22 protein-coding genes and 1 pseudogene are annotated in these 20,394 nt (G+C 62.9%); 9 read left to right on the top strand and 14 right to left on the bottom strand.

The window, feature by feature from the left end:
• Positions 1 to 56: 56 nt before the first annotated feature.
• Positions 57 to 374 (top strand): annotated as a pseudogene (locus tag AX729_RS14960) (IS5/IS1182 family transposase); the annotation flags it as partial.
• Between the two features lie 74 nt (positions 375 to 448).
• Here the strand turns inward: AX729_RS14960 and AX729_RS38635 are convergent.
• The 6 genes from AX729_RS38635 to AX729_RS14935 all read right to left on the bottom strand — a co-directional run bounded on the left by AX729_RS38635 (position 449) and on the right by AX729_RS14935 (position 7,992).
• Complete coding sequence (locus AX729_RS38635) at positions 449 to 1,309, bottom strand: recombinase family protein (protein ID WP_082770437.1); 861 nt, start codon at positions 1,307 to 1,309, stop codon at positions 449 to 451.
• Between the two features lie 32 nt (positions 1,310 to 1,341).
• Positions 1,342 to 2,454, bottom strand: a complete 1,113-nt coding sequence (locus AX729_RS14955; RefSeq protein WP_245325181.1) for an IS630 family transposase — start codon at positions 2,452 to 2,454, stop codon at positions 1,342 to 1,344.
• A 760-nt stretch (positions 2,455 to 3,214) separates the two neighbouring features.
• Entirely contained in the window at positions 3,215 to 5,296 is a 2,082-nt protein-coding gene (locus AX729_RS14950) for a molybdopterin-containing oxidoreductase family protein (protein WP_061024243.1), read from the bottom strand.
• A gap of 7 nt (positions 5,297 to 5,303) precedes the next feature.
• Complete coding sequence (locus AX729_RS14945; RefSeq protein WP_061024241.1) at positions 5,304 to 6,176, bottom strand: ABC transporter permease; 873 nt, start codon at positions 6,174 to 6,176, stop codon at positions 5,304 to 5,306.
• Positions 6,173 to 6,955 carry an ABC transporter ATP-binding protein gene (locus AX729_RS14940; RefSeq protein WP_156456965.1) on the bottom strand — a complete coding sequence of 261 codons (783 nt, stop codon included), beginning with the start codon at positions 6,953 to 6,955 and terminating at the stop codon, positions 6,173 to 6,175. The genes AX729_RS14945 and AX729_RS14940 overlap by 4 nt, the downstream gene beginning before the upstream one ends.
• Positions 6,952 to 7,992, bottom strand: a complete 1,041-nt coding sequence (locus AX729_RS14935) for an ABC transporter substrate-binding protein (protein WP_061024240.1) — start codon at positions 7,990 to 7,992, stop codon at positions 6,952 to 6,954. The genes AX729_RS14940 and AX729_RS14935 overlap by 4 nt, the downstream gene beginning before the upstream one ends.
• A 137-nt stretch (positions 7,993 to 8,129) precedes the next feature.
• Here AX729_RS14935 and AX729_RS14930 point away from each other — a divergent pair, with 137 nt between their 5' ends.
• Entirely contained in the window at positions 8,130 to 9,107 is a 978-nt protein-coding gene (locus AX729_RS14930) for a LysR family transcriptional regulator (RefSeq protein ID WP_061024238.1), read from the top strand.
• Between the two features lie 68 nt (positions 9,108 to 9,175).
• Here AX729_RS14930 and AX729_RS14925 read toward each other — a convergent pair whose 3' ends face one another.
• Genes AX729_RS14925 through AX729_RS14915 form a run of 3 tightly spaced genes read right to left on the bottom strand, consistent with a single transcriptional unit; the run spans position 9,176 to position 12,503 of the window.
• Positions 9,176 to 10,393, bottom strand: a complete 1,218-nt coding sequence (locus AX729_RS14925; protein ID WP_061024237.1) for an SAM-dependent methyltransferase — start codon at positions 10,391 to 10,393, stop codon at positions 9,176 to 9,178.
• A 3-nt stretch (positions 10,394 to 10,396) separates the two neighbouring features.
• Entirely contained in the window at positions 10,397 to 11,188 is a 792-nt protein-coding gene (locus AX729_RS14920) for a DUF1365 domain-containing protein (RefSeq protein ID WP_245325177.1), read from the bottom strand.
• A gap of 1 nt (position 11,189) precedes the next feature.
• A complete protein-coding gene (locus AX729_RS14915; RefSeq protein WP_061024236.1) occupies positions 11,190 to 12,503 on the bottom strand; it encodes an NAD(P)/FAD-dependent oxidoreductase in 1,314 nt (437 codons plus the stop codon).
• 174 nt (positions 12,504 to 12,677) lie between these two features.
• On the opposite strand from AX729_RS14915, the gene AX729_RS14910 reads away from it, so the two are divergent.
• Together AX729_RS14910 and AX729_RS14905 are read left to right on the top strand one after the other, a co-directional pair.
• Positions 12,678 to 13,481: a DUF1295 domain-containing protein gene (locus AX729_RS14910; RefSeq protein ID WP_061024235.1), complete on the top strand. Its 804-nt coding sequence runs from the start codon at positions 12,678 to 12,680 to the stop codon at positions 13,479 to 13,481.
• 148 nt (positions 13,482 to 13,629) lie between these two features.
• Positions 13,630 to 14,031, top strand: coding sequence for a DUF2177 family protein (locus AX729_RS14905; protein ID WP_061024233.1), 402 nt, complete (start codon positions 13,630 to 13,632; stop codon positions 14,029 to 14,031).
• Positions 14,032 to 14,096: 65 nt separating this feature from the next.
• On the opposite strand, the gene AX729_RS14900 is transcribed toward AX729_RS14905, so the two are convergent.
• The 4 genes from AX729_RS14900 to AX729_RS14885 all read right to left on the bottom strand — a co-directional run bounded on the left by AX729_RS14900 (position 14,097) and on the right by AX729_RS14885 (position 16,263).
• The gene (locus AX729_RS14900) at positions 14,097 to 14,399 is read right to left on the bottom strand and encodes a hypothetical protein (protein ID WP_156456964.1); all 303 of its coding nucleotides are present in this window, start codon (positions 14,397 to 14,399) and stop codon (positions 14,097 to 14,099) included.
• Between the two features lie 17 nt (positions 14,400 to 14,416).
• Positions 14,417 to 15,001, bottom strand: coding sequence for an RNA polymerase sigma factor (locus AX729_RS14895; protein ID WP_061024222.1), 585 nt, complete (start codon positions 14,999 to 15,001; stop codon positions 14,417 to 14,419).
• Positions 15,002 to 15,079: 78 nt separating this feature from the next.
• On the bottom strand, positions 15,080 to 15,721 hold the full coding sequence (locus tag AX729_RS14890; RefSeq protein ID WP_061024220.1) for a ChrR family anti-sigma-E factor: 642 nt from the start codon (positions 15,719 to 15,721) through the stop codon (positions 15,080 to 15,082).
• Positions 15,718 to 16,263 carry a sigma-70 family RNA polymerase sigma factor gene (locus tag AX729_RS14885; protein WP_061024218.1) on the bottom strand — a complete coding sequence of 182 codons (546 nt, stop codon included), beginning with the start codon at positions 16,261 to 16,263 and terminating at the stop codon, positions 15,718 to 15,720. The genes AX729_RS14890 and AX729_RS14885 overlap by 4 nt, the downstream gene beginning before the upstream one ends.
• A gap of 296 nt (positions 16,264 to 16,559) precedes the next feature.
• Between AX729_RS14885 and AX729_RS14880 the strand changes: the two genes are divergently transcribed.
• From AX729_RS14880 to AX729_RS14865, 4 genes are all read left to right on the top strand, one after another.
• Positions 16,560 to 16,802 (top strand): hypothetical protein, encoded by a 243-nt coding sequence (locus AX729_RS14880; protein ID WP_061024216.1) that lies wholly within the window; start codon positions 16,560 to 16,562, stop codon positions 16,800 to 16,802.
• Positions 16,803 to 16,992: 190 nt separating this feature from the next.
• Positions 16,993 to 17,670, top strand: coding sequence for an FABP family protein (locus AX729_RS14875; protein WP_061024214.1), 678 nt, complete (start codon positions 16,993 to 16,995; stop codon positions 17,668 to 17,670).
• A 19-nt stretch (positions 17,671 to 17,689) separates the two neighbouring features.
• Positions 17,690 to 18,397, top strand: a complete 708-nt coding sequence (locus tag AX729_RS14870; protein WP_061024281.1) for a RibD family protein — start codon at positions 17,690 to 17,692, stop codon at positions 18,395 to 18,397.
• 9 nt (positions 18,398 to 18,406) lie between these two features.
• On the top strand, positions 18,407 to 19,678 hold the full coding sequence (locus AX729_RS14865) for a flavin monoamine oxidase family protein (protein ID WP_061024213.1): 1,272 nt from the start codon (positions 18,407 to 18,409) through the stop codon (positions 19,676 to 19,678).
• Between the two features lie 52 nt (positions 19,679 to 19,730).
• Here the strand turns inward: AX729_RS14865 and AX729_RS14860 are convergent, their stop codons facing one another.
• The gene (locus AX729_RS14860; protein WP_061024279.1) at positions 19,731 to 20,039 is read right to left on the bottom strand and encodes a hypothetical protein; all 309 of its coding nucleotides are present in this window, start codon (positions 20,037 to 20,039) and stop codon (positions 19,731 to 19,733) included.
• A 33-nt stretch (positions 20,040 to 20,072) separates the two neighbouring features.
• Between AX729_RS14860 and AX729_RS39635 the strand changes: the two genes are divergently transcribed.
• The gene (locus AX729_RS39635; protein ID WP_156456962.1) at positions 20,073 to 20,366 is read left to right on the top strand and encodes a hypothetical protein; all 294 of its coding nucleotides are present in this window, start codon (positions 20,073 to 20,075) and stop codon (positions 20,364 to 20,366) included.
• Positions 20,367 to 20,394 lie beyond the last annotated feature (28 nt).

Genomic DNA, 20,394 nt, shown 5'->3' with positions numbered 1-20,394 from the left:
CCCAGCAAAGCCACGCCGCCTGATCGGCTCCGTCACCCAGATTCAGGCATAGCTCCGCCGACAGGGGATATCGCGGCCACAACGCGCCGCCCGATTACAAGTTCAGGGTGTTCCTCTCCGGCCAGAAGCGAGGGGTAACGCCCGCGATCAAGCGTGAACTACGCCGCAGGGCGGCCGTCGAGCCCGTCATCGGCCATCTCAAAGCCGAGCACCGCATGGGCTGCAACTATCTCGCCCACCGCCGCGGTGACGCCGCCAACGCCGTCCTCGCTGCCGCAGGCTACAACTTCCGACGCCTCATCCGCTGGCTCAGGCTTTTGCTGCGCCAAATCCTCTCGGCTCTAACTGCCGGGCTTCAGACCGTTCCAGTCTGAGGCCAGAGTTCTTCACGGACGACTAACCAGAACCTTGCTGGAGGTCACCAACCATTGTCCTCTAGCACTTTGCCTTAGGCAATTGAGATCCCTCTATACAAAGGGCCATCCCAGAGTCGAATTTCGAAAAACCTTCCCGTAACATTTCGCCGGACTAGGGCGTCGGACAGTCTCGGCGTGGGCGCTGAGCCGGCACTTGAAATTCTCAATTCGGAAACGATCCTCTTGAGGAGTAACGCGATGCTAAATCTGGCGCCATAAACTTGGTCGCCCGAGAGCTTCTTTACGTGCTCCACGAGATCCGATATGATTTTTTTTTGCTCGTCACTCATCCGTTCCGACAACGCGGGGTGAGCTAGGAAGTGAAGAACGGTCACTTCAAAATCACGATATGACCATGCTGTACGGATACAACCCTCGCCGTTGATGACTTTCGAACATATAAGACTCTTGGCATCGCCATTACTGTGAAACTTGATCTCGCTACGACAGTACGCGCAAGTCGCCAGGCCGCTAAAAACATTCGCAATGTTGTTTCCTTTCCGCCCCCTCCCCGAGATGAGGTTTTGACGTCGTGCCGCTTGAGCTGCATTAAACGTCGCTTCGTCGATCGCGGCTGGATAGTAGCCCGCGACGGGACGGCCCACGGGCACGCCTTTCTTGCTTCCGCCTGCGTAGCTTTTCGGTTGGTGCTCGCCAAACGTAGCCCGATTCCTCAGCATGCTGTCGATGGTCGTGTGATCCCACGTCAGAGAAGGTCCGAATGGCGTAACTTTCTGTCGATTAAGGTGGTTCGCTATTGCGTAGCTACCTACACCTCCAATAGCCAATTCAAATATCTTCCGAACGATTTCGGCTCTCTCTGGCAAGAAGACAAAGCTCTGACGATCGTCAGTCAATGCGAGCCAGCTAGGGCACGCCGAAATCTTTTTCATACTAGTTCAGCGTTTTCTTGGTTTGAATCATATCAGGCGGCCTCGGCGAGCTTGTAGGACCATCTGTGGATGACGGGATGGCGGTTGACGTCGTCGATGCCGGCCATGATGCGCTCCTCGAGCTCATGTTTTGACGCCACCCGGATGTGGCGCAGGACTGAACGGGCGAACTTGGAGAAGAACCCCTCGATGAGATTGAGCCACGAGCCGTGCTTGGGCGTGAAGGTGAACTCGAAGCGCCCGGCTGGTCGGGTGGCGAGCCAGGCTCTTGTTTCTCTCGATATGTGTGCAGAATGATTGTCGAGTATCAGCTTGATCGCCGTGTTCGGCGGATAGGCGGCATCGATAAGCCTGAGGAGTTCGATGAACTCTCGACTGCGGTGGCGATCCTTGACGAGGGCGTGAACCTTGCCGGTGAGCAGATCAATCCCAGCCAGCAGGCTGAGCGTGCCATGGCGTTTGTATTCATGGTCGCGCGCAAAGGTGGCGTGGACGCCAAGCTTGGGCGGCAAATCCGGGGCCGTCGTTCCGATAGCCTGGATTCCCGGCTTCTCGTCGCAGGAGACGATCGTCACCGGCTTTCCCTGCCGCTTTCCCTTGGCAGCGGCTTTCTTCAGGACTTCGACTTCACGATAGACGCACAGGACCTCCGCCATCTTCTGCTCGAACTCGGCGTCGCGATTTTCAAGATAGTAGCGCACTTTGTGCGGCTTGATGCTCTCTTGGCCGAGGATCTTGCACATCGTGCCCTGGACCAAATTGGCCAAACACACATGCCCCGCCGCCGGCCCGTCTTCGCGCGCATGGCGCGCCAAAAGCCGCGTCGTCCACAACTCGTGCGGATAGCCGTGGTCCTTGGCCTTGTCGCACGCCAGCGACACCAACCAGGCTTTGGCCTCGGGCGTGATGGTCGGTTCCTTGCCCGGCCGCGGGCGATCGTCGAGGGCCGCCAGCGGGCCATCGGCCAATGCTCGCTCGACACAGCGCTGCACCGTCTGATGATGGACCTCAAGTCTTTGGCCCACCGCGCAGAACGACGGATTTGCCAAATACGCCAGCAACATCTGCGCGCGCGAGACCCGGCTCGCCAGCTCAGTTCGCGACCGCGACAGCGTCGTCAACGTCGCAATCTCTTCGTCGCTCATTGCCAATTCGACCGCTCGCCGCCATCCTGCCATGAGACAATCCTCGTTTCGCCGACCGCAAAACGAGGAATCCGCCAACAAACCGTCCGTTCCATCAATCAGCCTGATCCCAGGATGCAGGTTTCACAAAATCGATCGTCTAGCCGACCAAGGGAGGCTCCGCGGGCTCTGCCGGGAGGCAGCAGAAGTTTGTCATTTCAGACAGTCATCCACCGACGAAACTCGCGACTCGTGAGCCACCACGCGCACGAGACGGACTTTCCCGATGGACGTCTAGGCCAGCTTAAGCCATAGCAAATGGGAGTGCAAATGACTGTCGCGCTGCGCATGATTCTGTTTGCGATTGGACGGAATTGCCTTTACACGTCGGCGGAGGCTCGAAGCTGCCACGCGAAGCGATCCAGCGCAACGCACAAGGACAGCAGGTCCACCGTGGAAAGGCGGCTTTGCCCTGCGCAATCCGCCGGAGTTCGTCCACCGGATCGATATCCGTGAACGCGGCGGCGATCGTGCAGAGCCGCCCATTGCCGCGCGGCAAGCAGGATGCCGAGAGCTCCGTCCAACCGGCCGCAATATCCGTGAGCACCAGCGTCTGGATAGATCAAAAATTATGTCGCGATTTCAATAACATATGAGTTCGCAATTTTATTCTGAATGGCGCACCATCCTCTTGCAAGCCCAGCCTGGTTGCGACCGCTGCAACGCAGGCGGTGTGCGGCGCCCGCTTCTGCTTCGGCCCAGATGTGCGCGGTTCGGCCTTTTACCCGTTATCGATCACCGCATCCTGACTTAGCCGACGCATCCAGACGGCGGTGTCATGGAAGGCGCTGCCGCCGTTTGGCGGCACCGGATCGTCGCCGATTAGCTGGTTGACGCCAAGTCCTCCCGAGAAATCCGTATTCGGCCAGATGCCTTCGACAATCACGACCCCGGGGCGACCGCTTTGGTCGATTTTCGCCGGCAGTTCGAGCCGACCGCGGCGATTGCCGAGCTGCACGATGTCGGCATCGGCCACGCCTTGGCGCGCGGCGTCTTCGGGGTGGATGATCACGTGAGGCGCGCCTTCGCGTTTCCGCGAGCTCTCAATCTCCGTGAAGGTGGTGTTGAGGAAGGTCCGCGCCGGCGGCGCAACGAGGCGGAACGGGTGCTCGCTGTCGGCAACTTCATAGTTTTCCATGAAGTCCGGCAACGGTCGCATGCCATGACCGTTCGGACCGATCTTGGTCCAATCCGGCTTGAAATGGAATTTGCCGTCCGCGGTCGGGAAACGATTGGTGAAATGAGCGTCGTCGAACGGTTCGGCGCATTCCACCCAGCCGGTCTCGAAGGCCTCCGCCGCCGTTCCCCGCCCCGACGCAGTGAGCGTCTTGTCGATCAGCTCGAACGCGCTCATTCGAAAGCTCGGATTATCCGATCCCAGCCGCCGCGCGATGCCACAGACCACTTCGTGATTGGTCCAGCTCTCCCGATAGCGGTCGAGAACTCGCGGGCCCGCGGTAATGTAGGTGTGCCCAAGGCCGTAGTAGATGTCGTCCGCCTCTAGAAACATCGCCGCCGGCAGGACGATGTCGGCATAGCGAGCCGTCGGCGTCATGAACTGCTCGTGCACGCAAAGGAACAGGTCTTCCCGGCCGAGCCCCTGAGCCACCTTGCGACTATCCGGGGCCACATTGGCCGAGTTCGCATTCTGCATGATCATCGCGGCGACCGGCGGCCCGCCCTTGAGGGCGACCGGGTCGCCGGTCAGGATTGCGCCGATGCGCGACTGGTCGAGTATGCGGGTGTGGGGATCGCGCATGTCGAGACCATGCGCCAAGGTCGTATCGAGGCGCCAGTTGTCGAGCGCGAGAAAGAAAGCGCCGCCGCCCTTGTGCTGCCAGGAGCCCGTGATCGCCGGCAGGCAGGAAACGGCGTGCATGCTGGCGGCGCCGTTGCGCGAGCGGGTGAAGCCGAAGCCGAGACGCAGGAAGCTGCGCTTGGTCCGTCCGTAAAGCCGTGCGATGTCGACGATCTGCGCGACGTCGACGCCGGTCACCTGCGCCGCCCGCTCCGGTGGCCAGCTCTCGATGTGACGCCGCACGTCGTCGTCGAAATCCGTCAGGCGCGCGAGATAGGCCTCGTCCGCGAATCCCTCTTTCAAGAGGACATGCATCATGCCGAGCGCGAGGGCAGCATCAGTGCCGGGGCGGACAATGACGGCGATATCCGCCGCAGCGATGGTCGGCGTCCGATAGACGTCCACGACGATCAGCTTCGCACCGCGTTTGCGCGCCCGCGCGATGTGAGTCATCGCATTGACCTGGGTGGAGACGGGATTGCCGCCCCACATCAGGATCAGATCGGCCTCGACCATCTCGCGCGGGTCGCAGCCGCGCAATTCGCCGATGCCGGCCTTCCAGCCCGACTCTGCCGGCGTCACGCAGATGGTGGTCTGCTGACGCGAATAGCGGAAGGCGTGCCGCAGCCGGTCGAGACCCCAGCGCTGGATGACACCCATATTGCCACCCGAATGATAGGGCCAGACGGCTTCGGATCCATGGCTCTGTGTCGCGCGGGTGAACCGGTCCGCAATCTCGTCGAGCGCATCGTCCCAGCTGATCGGCGCAAACTCACCCGATCCCTTGGTGCCCACGCGCCGCATCGGCTGCGCGAGCCGGTCGGGATGATGCACGCGTTCGGCATAGCGCGACACCTTGGTGCAGCAGACGCCCGACGTATAGCTGTTCTCGGCGCTGCCGCGAACGCGTCCGATTCGGTTCGATGACAAGCGTTCGACTTCCAGCGCGCAGGCGCTCGGGCAGTCGTGCGGGCAAGCCGTCTTGACGAAGCTGCTGCTCGGCATGCGCGCCTCAATCGTTGCGGAATTCGGACGACCAATGCAGCAGTCGTCGCTCGATCGCGCTGATCAGATATACCAGACCCACGCCGACCAGACTCAGGATGACGATCGAGGCGAACATGTCCGTCGCATTGAGCGTCGCCAGAGCCGTCGTCAGAAGATAGCCGACGCCGGTCGTCGATCCCACGAACTCGGCAAGCACCACGCCGATCAGTGCGAAGCTGATGGCATTGGGCAGCGATGCGAAGGTCCATGCCGCCGCCGTCGGAATGCGCACGCGCCAGAGGATCTGCGAACGCCGGCCGCCGAGCGTCCGGCAGAAATTCACCAGTTCCTGCTCGACGCTGTTCGCGCCCTTGTAGGTGTTGAAGAAGACGAGGAAGAACACCATGAACCAGGCGGTCACGACCTTCGAGGCGAGACCCAGGCCGAACAGCATCGTGATCAGCGGCACGAAGGCGATGCGCGGCATCGAGTTCATCGAGACGATGAAGGGGTTGAGCACCTTTGCCCAGAACCGGCTCTGGGCGAGCATCACGCCGACGGCGAAGCCGGACGCAGTGCCGACCAGCAGACCCAGGCCGGTGGCATAGAGTGTCGACGCCAGATGGGGCCAGATGGCGTTCTTGCCCGGCTGCATCCACTGCCAGATGCGCGCGCCGATCAGCGAGGGCCGGCTGATAAAGAACGGATCGAAGATCGTATTCTGCTGAAACCAGGTGATGCGCGTCAGCGCTTCCCAGACTCCGAGCGCCACGGCCAGGATCAGAACTTGCGTGAGCGTGATCCGCAAGCCGCCTGCCGAACGACGTCGCGGCTGCATCCCGGATGCGCGGCCCGCAGAAACCTCCGGACCGGCGATCTGCACCTGTTCGCTGCTCATGCTGCCGCCCTGAACTGGTTGCCGAGCACCTTCCAGACGCGCTGGATATGAGAGGTGAACTGGCTCGATTGCCGCAACTCGAAGACGTCGCGCGGATAGGGAATGTCGATGACTTCTTCGAGCAGGATGTGGCTGGGTGGCGCCGACAGAACGATGACGCGGCTGGCGAGCGTGACCGCCTCGTCGAGATCATGCGTGATCATGACCACGGTTTGGCCGAGCTCGCGCCAGATCTCGAGCAGTTCACTGTGCAGATGCGTCTTGGTATGCGTATCGAGGGCGCCGAACGGTTCGTCGAGCAGCAGGATCTTCGGATCCACCGCGAGACTCATGCAAAGCGCGACCCGGCGGCGCATGCCGCCGGAAAGCTGATGCGGATAAGCCTCCGCAAAATTGCTGAGATGCGCGAGCCGCAGCAGCCGGTCGATCTTCTTGTCGGTATCCTGCCTGGCCGCGCCGGCGAATTTGAGGCCGAGACCGACATTCTGCCGCACCGTGTACCAGGGCAGCACGGTGTCCTTCTGGAAGATGTATCCCAGCGACGCCGGCACGTCGCGATCGACGCGCGCGCCGTCGACATACACCTCGCCGGCGGTCGGCGGCATGAAGCCGGCGATCATGTTGAGGATCGTGCTCTTGCCGCAACCGGACGGTCCGACGATGCAGACGAACTCCCCCTTCTCGACGGTCAGGGAGACGTCGCCTACGGCCTTCACGATCTCGCCGCTCTTGCTCTCGAACGACTTGCCGATGTGTCGAAGCTCGATCATCGCGCTCATGCCGCGCGCGCCTTGCGAACGAAATCCATGTTGATCGCCGCCTTGTACGGAATCTTCGCCATCTGATCGGGCGTGAACTGGCGGTCCTTGATGATGTTGGAGAGAAGCGCGTAGCTGTCCTCGGAAATGATGTTGTCCGGCGAGAAGACGTTCTGCTTGTAGAAGGTCAGGCCGCTCTTCACGGTCTCCTTCGGCAGCGAGTTCATATAGTCTTCGTGCAGCAACTCGGTGAGTTGCTCGGGCGAACTCGAGTTGATGAGGTTCTGCGCCTTCACAAGGGCGGTGACCGCCGCCTGGATCGCTGCCGGATTCTTGTCGATCTGCTCCTGCAGGACATAGCAGCCGATGCCCGGGACATCGCCACCGAAGGTCGATTTCCAGCTGGCATCGTCGCCGATGCTGAACAGCGGCACCGCCCAGTCCTCGCCCTTCATCTGTTCGAGCATGGCTGAGGTCGCGATCGTCGCCGCCACCTGCTTCGATTTCAGCGCACCGAGCATGGTCGCAAAGTCGCCGAGGCCGCGGATATCGACGTCCTTGGCGCCGCCCTTCTCGGTGATGAAGACGGCCATCAGCCAAGTGGCCGATTGGAGTTGAGTCACGGCCAGTCGCTGACCACTGAGGTCGGCGACCGACTTGAACTTGCCGGCGTCTTCCTTGCGGATCAGGATGTTTGCGTAGGTAATTCTGCGATCAAGCCCGAAGACAACCGTGGTGGGCTTGCCGGCAACGGTGGTGGCGAGTGCGTCATTGACGCCGCTGCATCCCACCAGCACCTGCCCCGCCGTGAGGATCTGCTTGGTGCGAGGCCCGCTCTGGGAATTCAGGTAGCCCACATCGATGCCGGCTTCCTTGAAGTACCCCTTTTTGAACGCGATGTAGGGCGCACTGTAGATGGGGTCGATGCCGGCAACGCCGAATTCGTACTTCGCGGACGACTGTGCTTTGGCCGCGGTGGACAGTACAAAGGGTGCGGCCAGCAACCCTTTGGCGACTTCGCGACGGCTCCACCGGCCATTGCCATTTCTGCTCGTCATTTTCCCTCCGGAACAATCTGCTAACCGGCGAGGCAATCTTCGGGCCTGCCTTAAAATTCATCAAACAGTAAATTGCGCTGACTGCGATCTGATTTTAAGATCGCTCGTGGATCGATCCCGGCTGCAATGGCGCACCCATGAATCTCAAACAACTCGTGCATTTTCAGAATGTTGCGACTCATGGATGCATCACAAAAGCCGCTGCACGTTGCAACATTGCCCAGTCGGCGCTTTCGAGCCAGATTGCGGCCCTGGAGGCCGATCTCGGGGTCCAGCTCCTTTTCCGCCACGCCCGCGGCGTGACCTTGACACCCTGTGGCGAGGTTCTGCTGGATCATGCCCGGCAGATCCGTGCCCAATTCGAACTGGCCCGCCGGGAGGTTCGAGAAGCTGCCGACGTGGCGGGGGAACTCACCATCGGTATCCCCGTAAGCATGGCGTCCGTGCTGACGCTGCCGCTGCTGCAGGCCCTGGAGGGCCAGTTTCCCGGCGCGCAGGTGCATGTGTTCGAAGGCCTGACGGGTGACCTGCGCGGCTGGCTCCGGTCGGGCAAGATCGATACCGGCATCCTCTATGGCGATGACCAGGCCGACGGCCTGTCGCTGACCGGGCTTGCCGAGGATGAGCTGGTGTTGTTCGGGAAAGTCGGCGAAGAGTCGGCCGGGCGCCAAAGCATTCCACTTGAGGAACTCCCCCGCTGGCTCATCTACACGACCGACGGCGAGCACCCGGTGCGCCCATTGCTGAGCAAGACCGCAAAGGCTCATCATCTCGCGCTGAAATTCGGGGCGCAGATCAATTCCGTGGGGCAGCTCAAAGCCCTTGCGCGCGAAGGCCGTGGTCACACCATCCTCCCGCGCGTGGCGCTCGCAACGGAAGAACCGACGGAACGTGCGCAGATTCTGGCGATCGAGCCCTCGATCAAATTGCGCAGCTATGTGGCCACCAAGACCAATCCAGGCCGCCTGGTCCGCAAGGTTGGCGATATCCTGCGCGACGTCGTCGAACGTCTCATTCGCAGCGGGGATTGGCCGGGAGCCCGTCTGCTGCAGGCGGATGCCTTGTCCGGGAATATCGAGCGACCCCTGCCGGCGCGACCTCGCTTCGAAAAATAGCCCGTGCGTCCGATTCCTTCGGGCGCCGGGTAGTTCGAGCGCACAGGGCCGTTGCGCCCTGAGCTGCGTCAGCTTTGGCGTGCAAAAACCAGCTGTCGGACGTCGATCTTTCCGGCCCTGAACCCTGCCTCGCAGTAGCACAGATAGTATTCCCACAGCCGGCGGAAGGGCTCGTCGAACCCGAGCGAGGTCAGGTCTGCCCATGCCTGGCTGAAGTTCTCTCGCCAGAGTGCGATCGTCTTTGCATAGTCCTGCCCGAACACACGCTCTCGGATGACAGGCACCTCGAAGCGATCGCCGAGCGAGCGCAGGATGTTCGTCGAAGGGAGCATCCCTCCCGGAAAGATGTATCTCTGGATGAAGTCCACGCGCTGCCGATAGCTGTCGAAGAGCTCGTCGCGGACCGTGATGGCCTGGATGCCTGCCAGCCCGCCGGGCTTGAGTCGCCGGTTCAACTGATGGAAGTATGCTGGCCAGAATTGCTCGCCGACGGCCTCGATCATCTCGATGGAGGCGATGCGGTCGAAATGGCCTTCCTGGTCGCGATAATCCTGCAACCGGACCTCGACTTTTTCGGAAAGGCCGGCTTCGTGGATTCGTCGACGGGCAAATTCGTGCTGCTCCTTGCTGATGGTCAGCGCCACCACGCTCGCACCGTAAGTCTTCGCGGCAAATTCGGCGAAGCCGCCCCAACCGCATCCGATCTCGAGCACGCTCTGACCGGGCCGCAATTCGATGGCCTTCGCCAGTTGCTCGTATTTGTGATGTTGAGCGGCGGGCAGGTCGGCTGTCTCGGCCGGGAACAGGGCCGACGAGTAGGTCATGCTCGAATCGAGCCAGGCAGCGAAGAACTCGTTTCCGAGATCATAGTGCGAATGGATGTTGTGCCTCGACCCCTGTTTCGTGTTCCGGCGCAGGCGATGAAGCACCCGCCGGCAGAGCCGGACCAGCATGTTCCCCGCAAAGGCGCTGTCGACCAGCTCTTCGTTGAGACAGAACACGTAGAGAAGCTGGGTGAGATCGGGCGTGGACCAATCGCCTCGAATGTAAGCCTCGGCCATGCCAATGTCGCCGCCTATGACGAGGCTGCGCGCGAACCTGTAATTGTTCAGCTCGATGGTGGCCGCCGGACCCGGAAGCGGGCCGCGCAACGTGACGATTCTCTGGTCGGGAAGGCGTACATGAACGGTGCCGTACCGGATCTGCGATGCAAGGCGCAGAGTCAGTCGCGCAAGGAATGGGACTCCATCGAATTGGACGGCCTGATGCGTGGCTGCGAGGTCCATGGTTCAAGTCTCGCGTTGTTTCAAACGTGGCACATACGGAGCACCTTTCAGCCAAAGCCGCAACGCTTCCCAGTGGATGGCTGCGATCACCTTGAAAGTCAGGAAGGGCAGACCGAACAGCGCCGCCAGTAGCGAGTGGCTGGTCAGAGGGCGGCGTCGTCCGCGGAACGCTGCCGCAAACATCGCGCCCTGCTCGCTCGTCTGCACGATCCTGACCCTCACATCTTGCTCCGGTGGAGAAATGCTGAAGCGGTAATGCGTCTCCATCTCCATGAAAGGTGAAACGTAAAACTCCTTCGCCCGGGTCTGTCGTATTGTGCAGCCCGGTCGCGCGTCTTGCACGGGCAGGACGTAGGAATGCATCTCCCCGAATGTGTTGCGGACCTCGTAGATCAACAGGGCGAGATCGCCGGACGCGCCGTAGCAGAAATAGACCGATAGCGGGTTGAACACGTAGCCCAGAAGCCGGGGATAACAGAGAAGCAGAATACGGCCTCCGGAGAGATCGATGCCGTGCTCCGCTGCCAGCCCGCGAACGTGCTGGCTGAGGCACATGCTCCTGTCTTCGCCGTGATCGCTCTCGTGGAAGCTGAACAGTGCTGCTCGATTGACGCCAAACAGCCGGGACTGGCGATCTGCCTCGTTCAACCGGTCGAGATCGATCAGCAGGCTCATCACCCGGTAGCTGAACCTGTGTTGCACGGGCCGCCAGCGCGCGTGCAACACTTTTCCCCAGTAGAGTGCGGCGGGCGCTATCGCATTCTCCGCTCTCGTCGATTTCGTTCGGACCATCATGCTACTCAGCGGCCTGGACCAGCAGCGGGTCGGCCTGACGCCATGGAACCTCGCCGCCAAGTGCCTCGGCAACGGAGATGCCGGCCTGCAAGCCGTCCTCGTGAAAGCCATAGCCGGTCCAGGCGCCGCAGAACCACGTCCGGCGGCGGCCTTGAATTGCGGGGAGCCGTTGCTGCGCCGCGAACGCTGCCAGATCGTATTGCGGATGGGCGAAGCTGAATTTTCCAAACGTCAGATGTTCCGCCGGCTCGAAAGGCGGGTTGAGACTGACGAACAATGGCTTGCTGTCGTCTATGCCCTGCAGGCGGTTCATCCAATAGGTCACGGCCACGTCGTTCTGCGCGGGCGTTTGTCGCGGCCATTGCAGGAAGTTCCAGGATGCCCATGCCTGGCGGCGCCTGGGCATGAGATTGCGATCGCGGTGCAGATAGACGGTGTTGGGGGCATACCTGATCGCGCCGAGAATGGATCGCTCCTGGGCGTCGGCGTCCGGCAGCGCCGCCAAGGCCTGATCGCTGTGGCAGGCCATGACCACGGCATCGTAAGTCTCCACACCGCCTTGAGTGTCGCGGACCGTCACGCCATGCTCCGATCGATGGATCGACGTCACTGCACAACCTAGCCGAATGTTGTCCTTGAACATAGCGGTGAGCTTCTCGACATAGCGCCGGCTGCCACCCTCCACGGTACGCCAGCGCGGCCGGTCCAGGTGCAGGAGCCGATGGTTGTCGAAGAAGGCGACGAAGTTTTCCGCCGGAAAGGACATAATGTCGTCCGACGAGGACGACCAGATCGCCGCCCCCATCGGTCCGAGATAATCGGAGAACAGGCGCGGGCCGAATGATTCCTTGCGCAGATACTCGCCCAGCGTCAGGTTGTGCAGCCGGCCGGCGCGCAAGTCCGCCGCGCTCTGCCTGTTGAAGCGCAGCACCTCGGCCAGCATGCGAAAATAGGAGGGCGATCCGAGATTGCTCGGCTGTGCGAACAGGCCGCGAACAGTTTGAAGGAAGGTCTCGCCGCCACCCCGCCATTCGAACCGACCGTGATCGGCGGACATGGCGAAGCTCATGCAAGTTTCGACGGTCCTCACGCCCAGCCGCGCGAACAGCGCCGTCAGTTGCGGATAGTTCGCCTCGTTGAACACGATGAAGCCGACGTCGACGTCTATAGCCTCGCCATCGTAGTCGACACGAACGGTATGGCTATGTCCGCCTGGGCGCAGCTCGCGCTCGTACACCGTCACAGCATGGCGTTTCGACAGGAGCCACGCGGCGGCATTGCCGGCAATTCCCGTCCCGATCACGGCGAAACGCATGCTCTGTCGCCCCCACTTGAGACCGCCAATGCGGTACTTGAAACGCTCGTTGTACAAGGAAACGTTCGACGGCCCGCCGCGGATCACCTTGCTGATCACCGGCCAGCCCCCCGTCGAAGGCGAAACCAGCTTCTGCAGCGAACGTATCGCGGAGAGGTCAATTCTGGTGATGGCATGATTTTGGTGCATGTTCAGGCATTAGGCGGCATTGCGCTGGCCTTTTGTCTCCTGATGGGGCTGGCTTGGGTCGTTCAGCAGCGCACGGGGAATTCCGGATGGGTTGATGCAATCTGGTCCTACGCGACCGGCCTCGTTGGCGCCGGCGCCGCCCTGTGGCCTCTGGACGCCAGCGCGCCGGAACGCCAGGTGCTCGTCGGAGGGCTCGTGCTGCTTTGGTCGGTGCGACTAGGCACGCACATTGCGCGCCGGGCCGCGGCAGGCATCGACGATCCACGCTATGCGAACTATGCGCGTCAATGGGGGGCTGCGGCCCCTCGCCGGATGTTCCTTTTCCTGCAATCGCAGGCGCTGGTCTCGTTGCCGCTGCCGTTCGCCGTCTTCCTCGCGGCGCACGCTCCCGAGCCCGGACTGCGACTGCAGGACTACGCAGGAGCCGCCATCATTCTGGCAGCCGTCGCAGGCGAGGCATTGGCGGACCGCCAGTTGCGCCGGTTCAAGCTGAGCCCATCCAGCGCCGGACAGGTCTGCGATGTCGGCCTTTGGCGGTGGTCGCGCCACCCGAACTATTTCTTCGAATGGCTGGGGTGGTGGGCTTATCCCATCATCGCGCTGTCGCCCGGATATGCATGGGGTTGGGCCAGCCTGGCGGCGCCGGCGATCATGTACTGGATACTCGTGCATGTGACGGGGATACCCCCGCTGGAGGAGCAGATGCTGCAATCGCGCGGCGACCGGTACCGGGCGTATCAGGCACGAACCAATGCGTTCTTCCCATGGCCGCCGAAACGGGCACAGTGACGAGCCGGGCGTTGCGGCGCTACGGCTGTCGACTGGCCGCAAACAAACGGGCGTGAATGCGCGGATGTGATCCGGGGTGGCTCGTCGCTCGTTGTTTGATCGTCCGCTCGACGAACAGGCCGGACTAGATCGCACGGGGAACGCGGATATGAACCTTCTCTTCATCTACCTTTCGGTGGCCGTGACCTTCGTTGCAATCGACATGGTCTGGCTCAATATCATGGTCGAAAGGCTTTACCGGCCGGTGATCGGCGACATGCTGCGGGCCGAGCCGAATCTGGCGGCTGCGGCGGCTTTCTACTTGCTTTATCCCATCGGTTTGATCTGGTTCGCCGTGCTGCCGGCGCAGCAGGACGGGAGCGCATTGCGTGCCTTCACGTCCGGCTTGATGCTCGGCTGCTTCACCTATGCGACCTACGATCTCACCAACCAGGCGACCCTGCGGAACTGGTCGACCGGGCTGACACTTGCGGACGTTTGCTGGGGATCGCTTCTCGCCGGTGTCAGCGCCTGGATTGGATTCCTCGTTGCTCAGAGGCTGGCGCACTGAGCAATCCCCGCCAAATCAGCGCGACAGGGCTGAATGACCTGGGCCACGCGCACTGTCGGGCCTGATCAGGGCTGCCTTGGTGTTACGAGCAGGTCGAACGTCTCCCTGGTTTCCGCGATCTTGTCGGCCAAGGAAATGAATGCGCTTTGGGCCTGCAGCTTGGTATCTTCGTCGAGCAGGAGGCATGCGAGATCGACCAGTTGATCGCTCATGCGCTCCATGGCGGCAAGGAGAAGATCGAGGCCGGCTCCGGGATCGTCGGCTGCGACACGTTCGATGTCCCTTAAAATCGCTTCGAGCCGTGCGATCGAAGAGACGAGCCGGTCTCCGCGATCGGGCTCGGGAAACGCAATGATCTCTGCGGCCATGCGCGCGTTCTCCGGATTCAGGCCGCGGCCGATGCCGCAAGGCAATCCTTGCGCACCGCCAGAATGGCTCGGTGAAGCCAGGTCTTGATGGTGCCGACCGGCACGCCGAAGCGTCGTGACAGGCTGGCGCGGCTCTCGCCTTCGATATAAGCCAGAGCCACCAGCCTGCGGCGATCTTCCGGCAAACGAGCCAACGCTCCGCGCGCAATCGGTTCTGCGCTGGCGTAGTCGAAATCCTCGTTTGGCGACGGGCCGGCCCCCGCCGGAACCAGAAGCGCTTCGTTCAATTCGTAAGTTGGCTGCCTTCTGGTCCGCTGATGATCGATTGCCGTATTCCGGACGATCGCGGACATCCAGGCCATCGCCGGGGCGCGTCCCGGATCGAACCGGTCAGCCTTGCGCCAGATCTTCAGAAACGATTCCTGAAGGATGTCGTCGACGTCGTGAGGCGATGATCCAACGGCGAGCGCTATCCTGCGCAGCCGACCTCGCGTCAATGTGTGGAGCTCTACGAAAGCACGCGTCTCGCCAGCGGAAACGCGTGCCAGCAGTTCAGGCAGCCTTTCGCTCGGCACCTGACCCGCCAGGCTTGAATCGGCCATGTCCTGTCTCCCTTGCGTCTGTTTCGAAACGCTTCGGGCGCGGGTCCGGATCACCCGCGGGAGAAGGACTGTCGAGAATCAAAGCCGCACGAACGGCCCGATCACTCGTCCGAGAAGACCGTTCATGCGCAGGTCGCCGGTCATCGCGACCAGGCAGACGCATGGGCCCTCGTTGCCGACGATAGGACGATGGTCGACCTCGTCATCGCCGTAATCGAAATCGCCGGGACCGAAGCGCCCGCCCTCGTGACTGAAGCTGCCCTCGAGCACGAGGGTCAGTTCGGTGCCGGTGTGAGTGTGTTCAAGCATGCGCGAGCCCGGCGCGGACCGAAGCAGAAAGGCGCGCGCCTTGCCCGGGCTGGACAGCTCGATCGGCCGCATGCTCAGACCCGGCGCGATGCGTCGGCGCTTGCCGATGCGATATCTTCGCAGTGCCGGCGGCAGGTCAGTGTCGGCGGCGGAAGCGAGGGGTGGCGCCGGTGCGTGATCCCGAGAAGCGCCAATTCGCGACATGACGCGATCGAACGCATCTGGCGCGATCGGTGCCGGCTCGACTTCCTCCAGCGCTGCGCCGGCGAGCTGCTCGATGGCTTGCACGAAACGGGCGCACCGGGCGCATCCTGCCACATGCACTCCCACGACCAGCTGGTGGGCCTCTTCCAGCTTGCCGGCCGCGAAATCGGCCAGAAGATCTTCAGGCGGATGGTGGCTGATCGTCATGATTCTTCGTCCAATATGTCTCTCAACCGGTTCATCGCCAGCCTGATCCGAGACTTGACCGTTCCGAGCGGAATACCGAGCTGGCTCGCGATTTCCGGATGCGCCCTTTCCTCGATGAACGACAGCCTCACCACCATGGATTGCTCTGTCGAGAGTTGCTTGATGGCCGACGCGATCCGTGCGGCATCTTGCACGCGCGAAATGACGGCATCGGCCGGCTCGGCTGGATCCGGTGTATCGGGCAGCTCGGAATCGGTTTGCAGACGGTCTGCCCGCGCCCTGCGGCGGAACAGATCGATCCGCAGATTGCGGGCGATCGTGAATATCCAGGCCGCGGCGCCCGCCGTCGCAGGATCGAACTGATTGGCCTTCCGCCACACAGCGATCATGGCGTTCTGGGCGATCTCTTCCGCCTCGTCGGAGCTGCACCCGGCTCTCTGCATCAGCCCTTTGATGCGGGGCGCGAAATGCTCAAATAGCCGCTTGAAAGCGGCCCGGTCACCATGAGCGGCGACGCGTCCGATCAAATCAGCCCAATCCACCTTTGCCTTCGGCCCTTTGCTCGCACCAATCGACAGCCGCGCCTCACCCCGTCGGGGCAAACCGGCCTCAGCCCAGATTGGCACATCTCTAGCCCGGATAGCAGCGATCATAGCGCCTCGACAAGCGACCTCTGGGGTGAGAACGACCGGGAACAGGCGCCGGATCACTGCGAAACGCTCGATTATCGGTTCCGGAGCGCGTGGCCGCGCGCCGGCCCGCGCCTGGCACTCGGCTTGCTCAGTCAGGACCAAAGCCAGGCCTCGGCGGAGGAGGCCGTTTCAGATTGAGGCAAGCGATGCAGGAAATGTCCCGTTCTGGTGCCGGAGAACTCCGGCTCGATGCGTTGATCGCCGATTTGTGGTGGCGCGTGCGGCTCTTGAACACCGACATCCTCGAAGAGGAAGCTCGAGCCGGCGTGTTCGACGTGAACCAGCCGACCTATCCACTTCTCGCGCTCAACCTGCGCGCCCGACGCGACAATCTGGTCGCGACGATCGGCATGCTGGAGCAGCGGGCGAAGGCGTCGGAAGCGGCTTGAGAGCGGTTCGCCGTCGCGCTCGCGCGTCAACGATTTCGCCCCCGGTTCGTTGCCGCTTGGAGAGCAGGGACGGGGTGCAACGCGCAGCATCGCATGGCTCGAATGCCTCCGGCGCTTGTCGGGGCATGAGGTGAATTCACGCCACGCCTGTCTGTGATATTGCTGGCCTCTGCAATCCCGCGAGGCCTCCATGCTCCCCATTCCCGCCGACATCTTCACCGAGCCCGAGGACGTCTCGCCCGACGGCCTTGCCAATCTCGGCCCGCTCCGCCGTCTCGCCGGGCTGTGGCAGGCGGACAAGGGCATCGACATCAATCCAAAGGCGGAAGGGCCGGAGCGGCGGACCTTCATCGAGCGCATCCGCATGGATCCGATCGACCCGCAGGCCAACGGGCCGCAGCTGCTGTACGGGCTGCGCTATCACATCCACATCAACACGCCCGAGGAAGGCATCACCTTCCACGACCAGGTCGGCTACTGGCTGTGGGAGCCCGCGACCGGGCTGATCATGCAGACGCTGGCGATCCCGCGCGGCCAGGTGCTGCTGGCCTCGGGCAAGGCCGGGCCCGATGACAGGACAATCACGGTCACCGCCAAACGCGGCGACACCGCTTACGGGATCTGCTCGACCGACTTCCTGGAACAGGCCTTCCGCACCGATGCCTACCGCTGCGACATCACCTTCAACGACGACCGCAGCTGGACCCACCTGATCCAGACCGAGTTGTTCGTGCGCGGGGCGCCGTTCAATCATCGCGACACCAACACGCTCCAGCTCGTCGCACCGCCGAAGCTCAACCCGCTGGCGGCGATCTTGAACGATCGCGCCAAGGACAATGCGGCAGCTGGCGATGGATCCGCGGCCTGAGCGCTGCCCGGAGGATTTCATGAAACCGCATGTCATCTGTCTGATGCACTCCAGCCTCGACGGCCGCACGCATCCCAGCCGCTGGCGCCCCAAGGGTGCCGGCACGGACTGGTTCGAGAAGATCCATGAGGAGCTCGGCGGCGATGCCTGGGTGATCGGTCGCGTCACCGGGTCGGAGTTCGCCAGGGGCAAACCCTATTCAGCGACGGACGCGACATTCCCGCGCGAGAACTGGTTTGCGCGGCGCGATGCGAAGACCTATGGCGTCGTGCTCGATGCCCACGGCAAGATCGGCTGGGGGCGCTCGGACATCGGCGGCGACCCGATCGTCGTCGTGCTGACCGAGAACGTCCCGGATTCGCATCTCGCCGGGCTGCGCGGCGAGGGCGTGTCCTACATCTTCGCCGGCAAATCCGAGATCGACCTGGGGCTGACCCTGGACATTCTCGCCCGCGAGCTCGGCGTGAAGCGTCTGCTGGTCGAGGGTGGCGGCGTCGCCAATGGCGCGTTCCTGCGCGCCGGTCTCATCGACGAGTTCAACCTGATCCTCAGCCCCGCAATCGACGGCGCAAAGGGCGCACCCTTCGTGTTCGACTCCACGGAGGCGGACAGCGACAAGCGCGCGCCGATCGTCGCGATGACGCTGGAGAGCACGCGAGAGCTCGGCGCTGGCGTCCTGCTGCTGCGATATCTGATCAAGAACGAGCCCCAAGCCGCGAGCCGGTAAGTCGCGGCCATGTCCGATATATCCGAGCACATCGTCATCGTCGGCGCCGGCGCGGCCGGCCTGATGGCGGCGCGCGAGCTGGCACGCGCCGGGAGGAAGGTGACGATCCTGGAAGCGCGACTGCGCTGCGGTGGCCGCATTCATCCGCTGCCGCCCGCGGAGTTCGGCTATCCCGCCGATGGCGGCGCTGAATTCGTCCATGGCGAGGCGCCGGTCACGCGCGCACTCCTGCGCGAGGCCGGGCTGTCGCTCCGGGAGATAGAAGGCGAGCAGTGGAGCTTTGACGGGACGACGCTTTCCCGTCACCATCGCCACGATCGCCATGAGGCGCAGCTCCAGGCCGTGCTGCGGGACTTGAAGGACGACCTCACGGTCGCCGACTTCCTGCGCCGGCATTTTTCCGGAGCTGAGTATGCGCCGATGCGCCGTTCGATCGAACGGATGGTCGAGGGTTATGACGCGGCCGATCCCGAGCGCGCGTCCACGCTGGCGCTGCGCGCGGAATGGATGGATGGCGGGCACGCTCCGCAGGCTCGCATCGATGGCGGATACGGTGCGCTGATCGACGCGCTGGCGGCTGACTGCCGCAGGCACGGCGTCAATATCCGCCTCGGCTGCGCCGTGTCGGCCATCGCGGAGGAGGGCGGCGCGGTGATCGTTCGCTGCGCCGGCGGCGACGTGAAGGCCTGCGATCGCGTGATCCTCACCGTGCCGCTGCCGCTGCTGCGCGAGATCGCGCTGCCGGCAAGCGTGCGCACGAAGCTGGCCGCCGCCGACGACATCGGATTCGGCAACGTCATCAAGATCCTGTTTCGCTTCGCGCGGCCATGGTGGCGCGAGCGCAAGGAGGATCTCGCGGACATGACCTTCCTGTTGTCTGACGAGACGATTCCGGTGTGGTGGACGCAGTATCCGGGCCAGCATCCGCTGCTCACGGGCTGGCTCGGCGGCCCGCGCACGGCGGAACTGGAGGCGCTCGATTCGCAAACACTGATCGATGCTGGGCTCGATTCGCTCGCCGCCATCTTCAAACGCTCACGCCAGGACATTGCGCGCGATCTCGTGGCGTCGGCTGCGATCAACTGGGCGCACGATCCCTTTGCCGGCGGCGCCTATTCCTGGGCGACGCCGCGAACGCGCGAGGCGCAGGCGATTCTCGCGTGCGCCGACGGCTTGGTGCTGTTTTCCGGCGAAGCGCTCTATCGCGGCCGCGACATGGGAACGGTGGAAGCGGCGCTGGCGAGCGGGCTCGAGACGGCGGAGATGATCCTGCAGAGCTGACAAAGAAGAGGCCCGCATCCCTGCGGGCCTCTCGTCTCATCAGCGTCTGGCTTTACCAGCGACCGCCGCCGAAGCTGAACGTTACGCCGGGACCGCCACCGTAATATCCGTACGGCCCGCCGCCATAGTAGCCATGGTGCCGCGGATAGTAGCCGTAACTTCGATAGTGGGGCCGATAATAGCCGTGATGATGCCGCCAATGATGATGGCGGTGGTGCCAGTTCCTGCGGTGGGCGCTGATGTCGGTCGACTGGCTTTCCTGCGCGCGCTGCTTGCCGCTGTCCCTGTTGGCTGCATTCGCCGTCGACCCGCCGGCCAGCGCCGCAGCACCGGCGACCATCGCGACAAAGAGATACTTCATGTCATCACTCCAGTTGAATGTATGGGACAACACATGAGCATCTTGCGCGTTCCGGCTAGTGCGGGCGTCGAAACGACGCAGCGGTTCCGGTTCGGGACGAATCGGGTCGCAGAAAGCATTGTCGTAGCTCTCGGCCGCGATCGGGACGTCGGTCATCACCTTGCCGCGATTGCCGCGATCGCGTCGCATTGTTGGCGACGATTCGCGAATGTGCCGTCGAGGTTCGGCAGCGTCATCGCGATTCTGTTCACGATGGGAATGGAGGAAGCCGTGGCGCCCGGAGAGCGCGGCGAGGATCGCGCCTTTGAAGCGTGGCCGGCTTGCTGAAGATCAACGCGTCCAGGGCCGGTCGGCC

Origin of the sequence: Bradyrhizobium sp. CCH5-F6 (assembly GCF_001556045.1) — a bacterium.
Classification (GTDB): domain Bacteria; phylum Pseudomonadota; class Alphaproteobacteria; order Rhizobiales; family Xanthobacteraceae; genus Bradyrhizobium.
The sequence above is the reverse complement of the archived record's forward strand: the minus strand, read 5'-3'. Positions and strand labels throughout refer to the sequence as shown.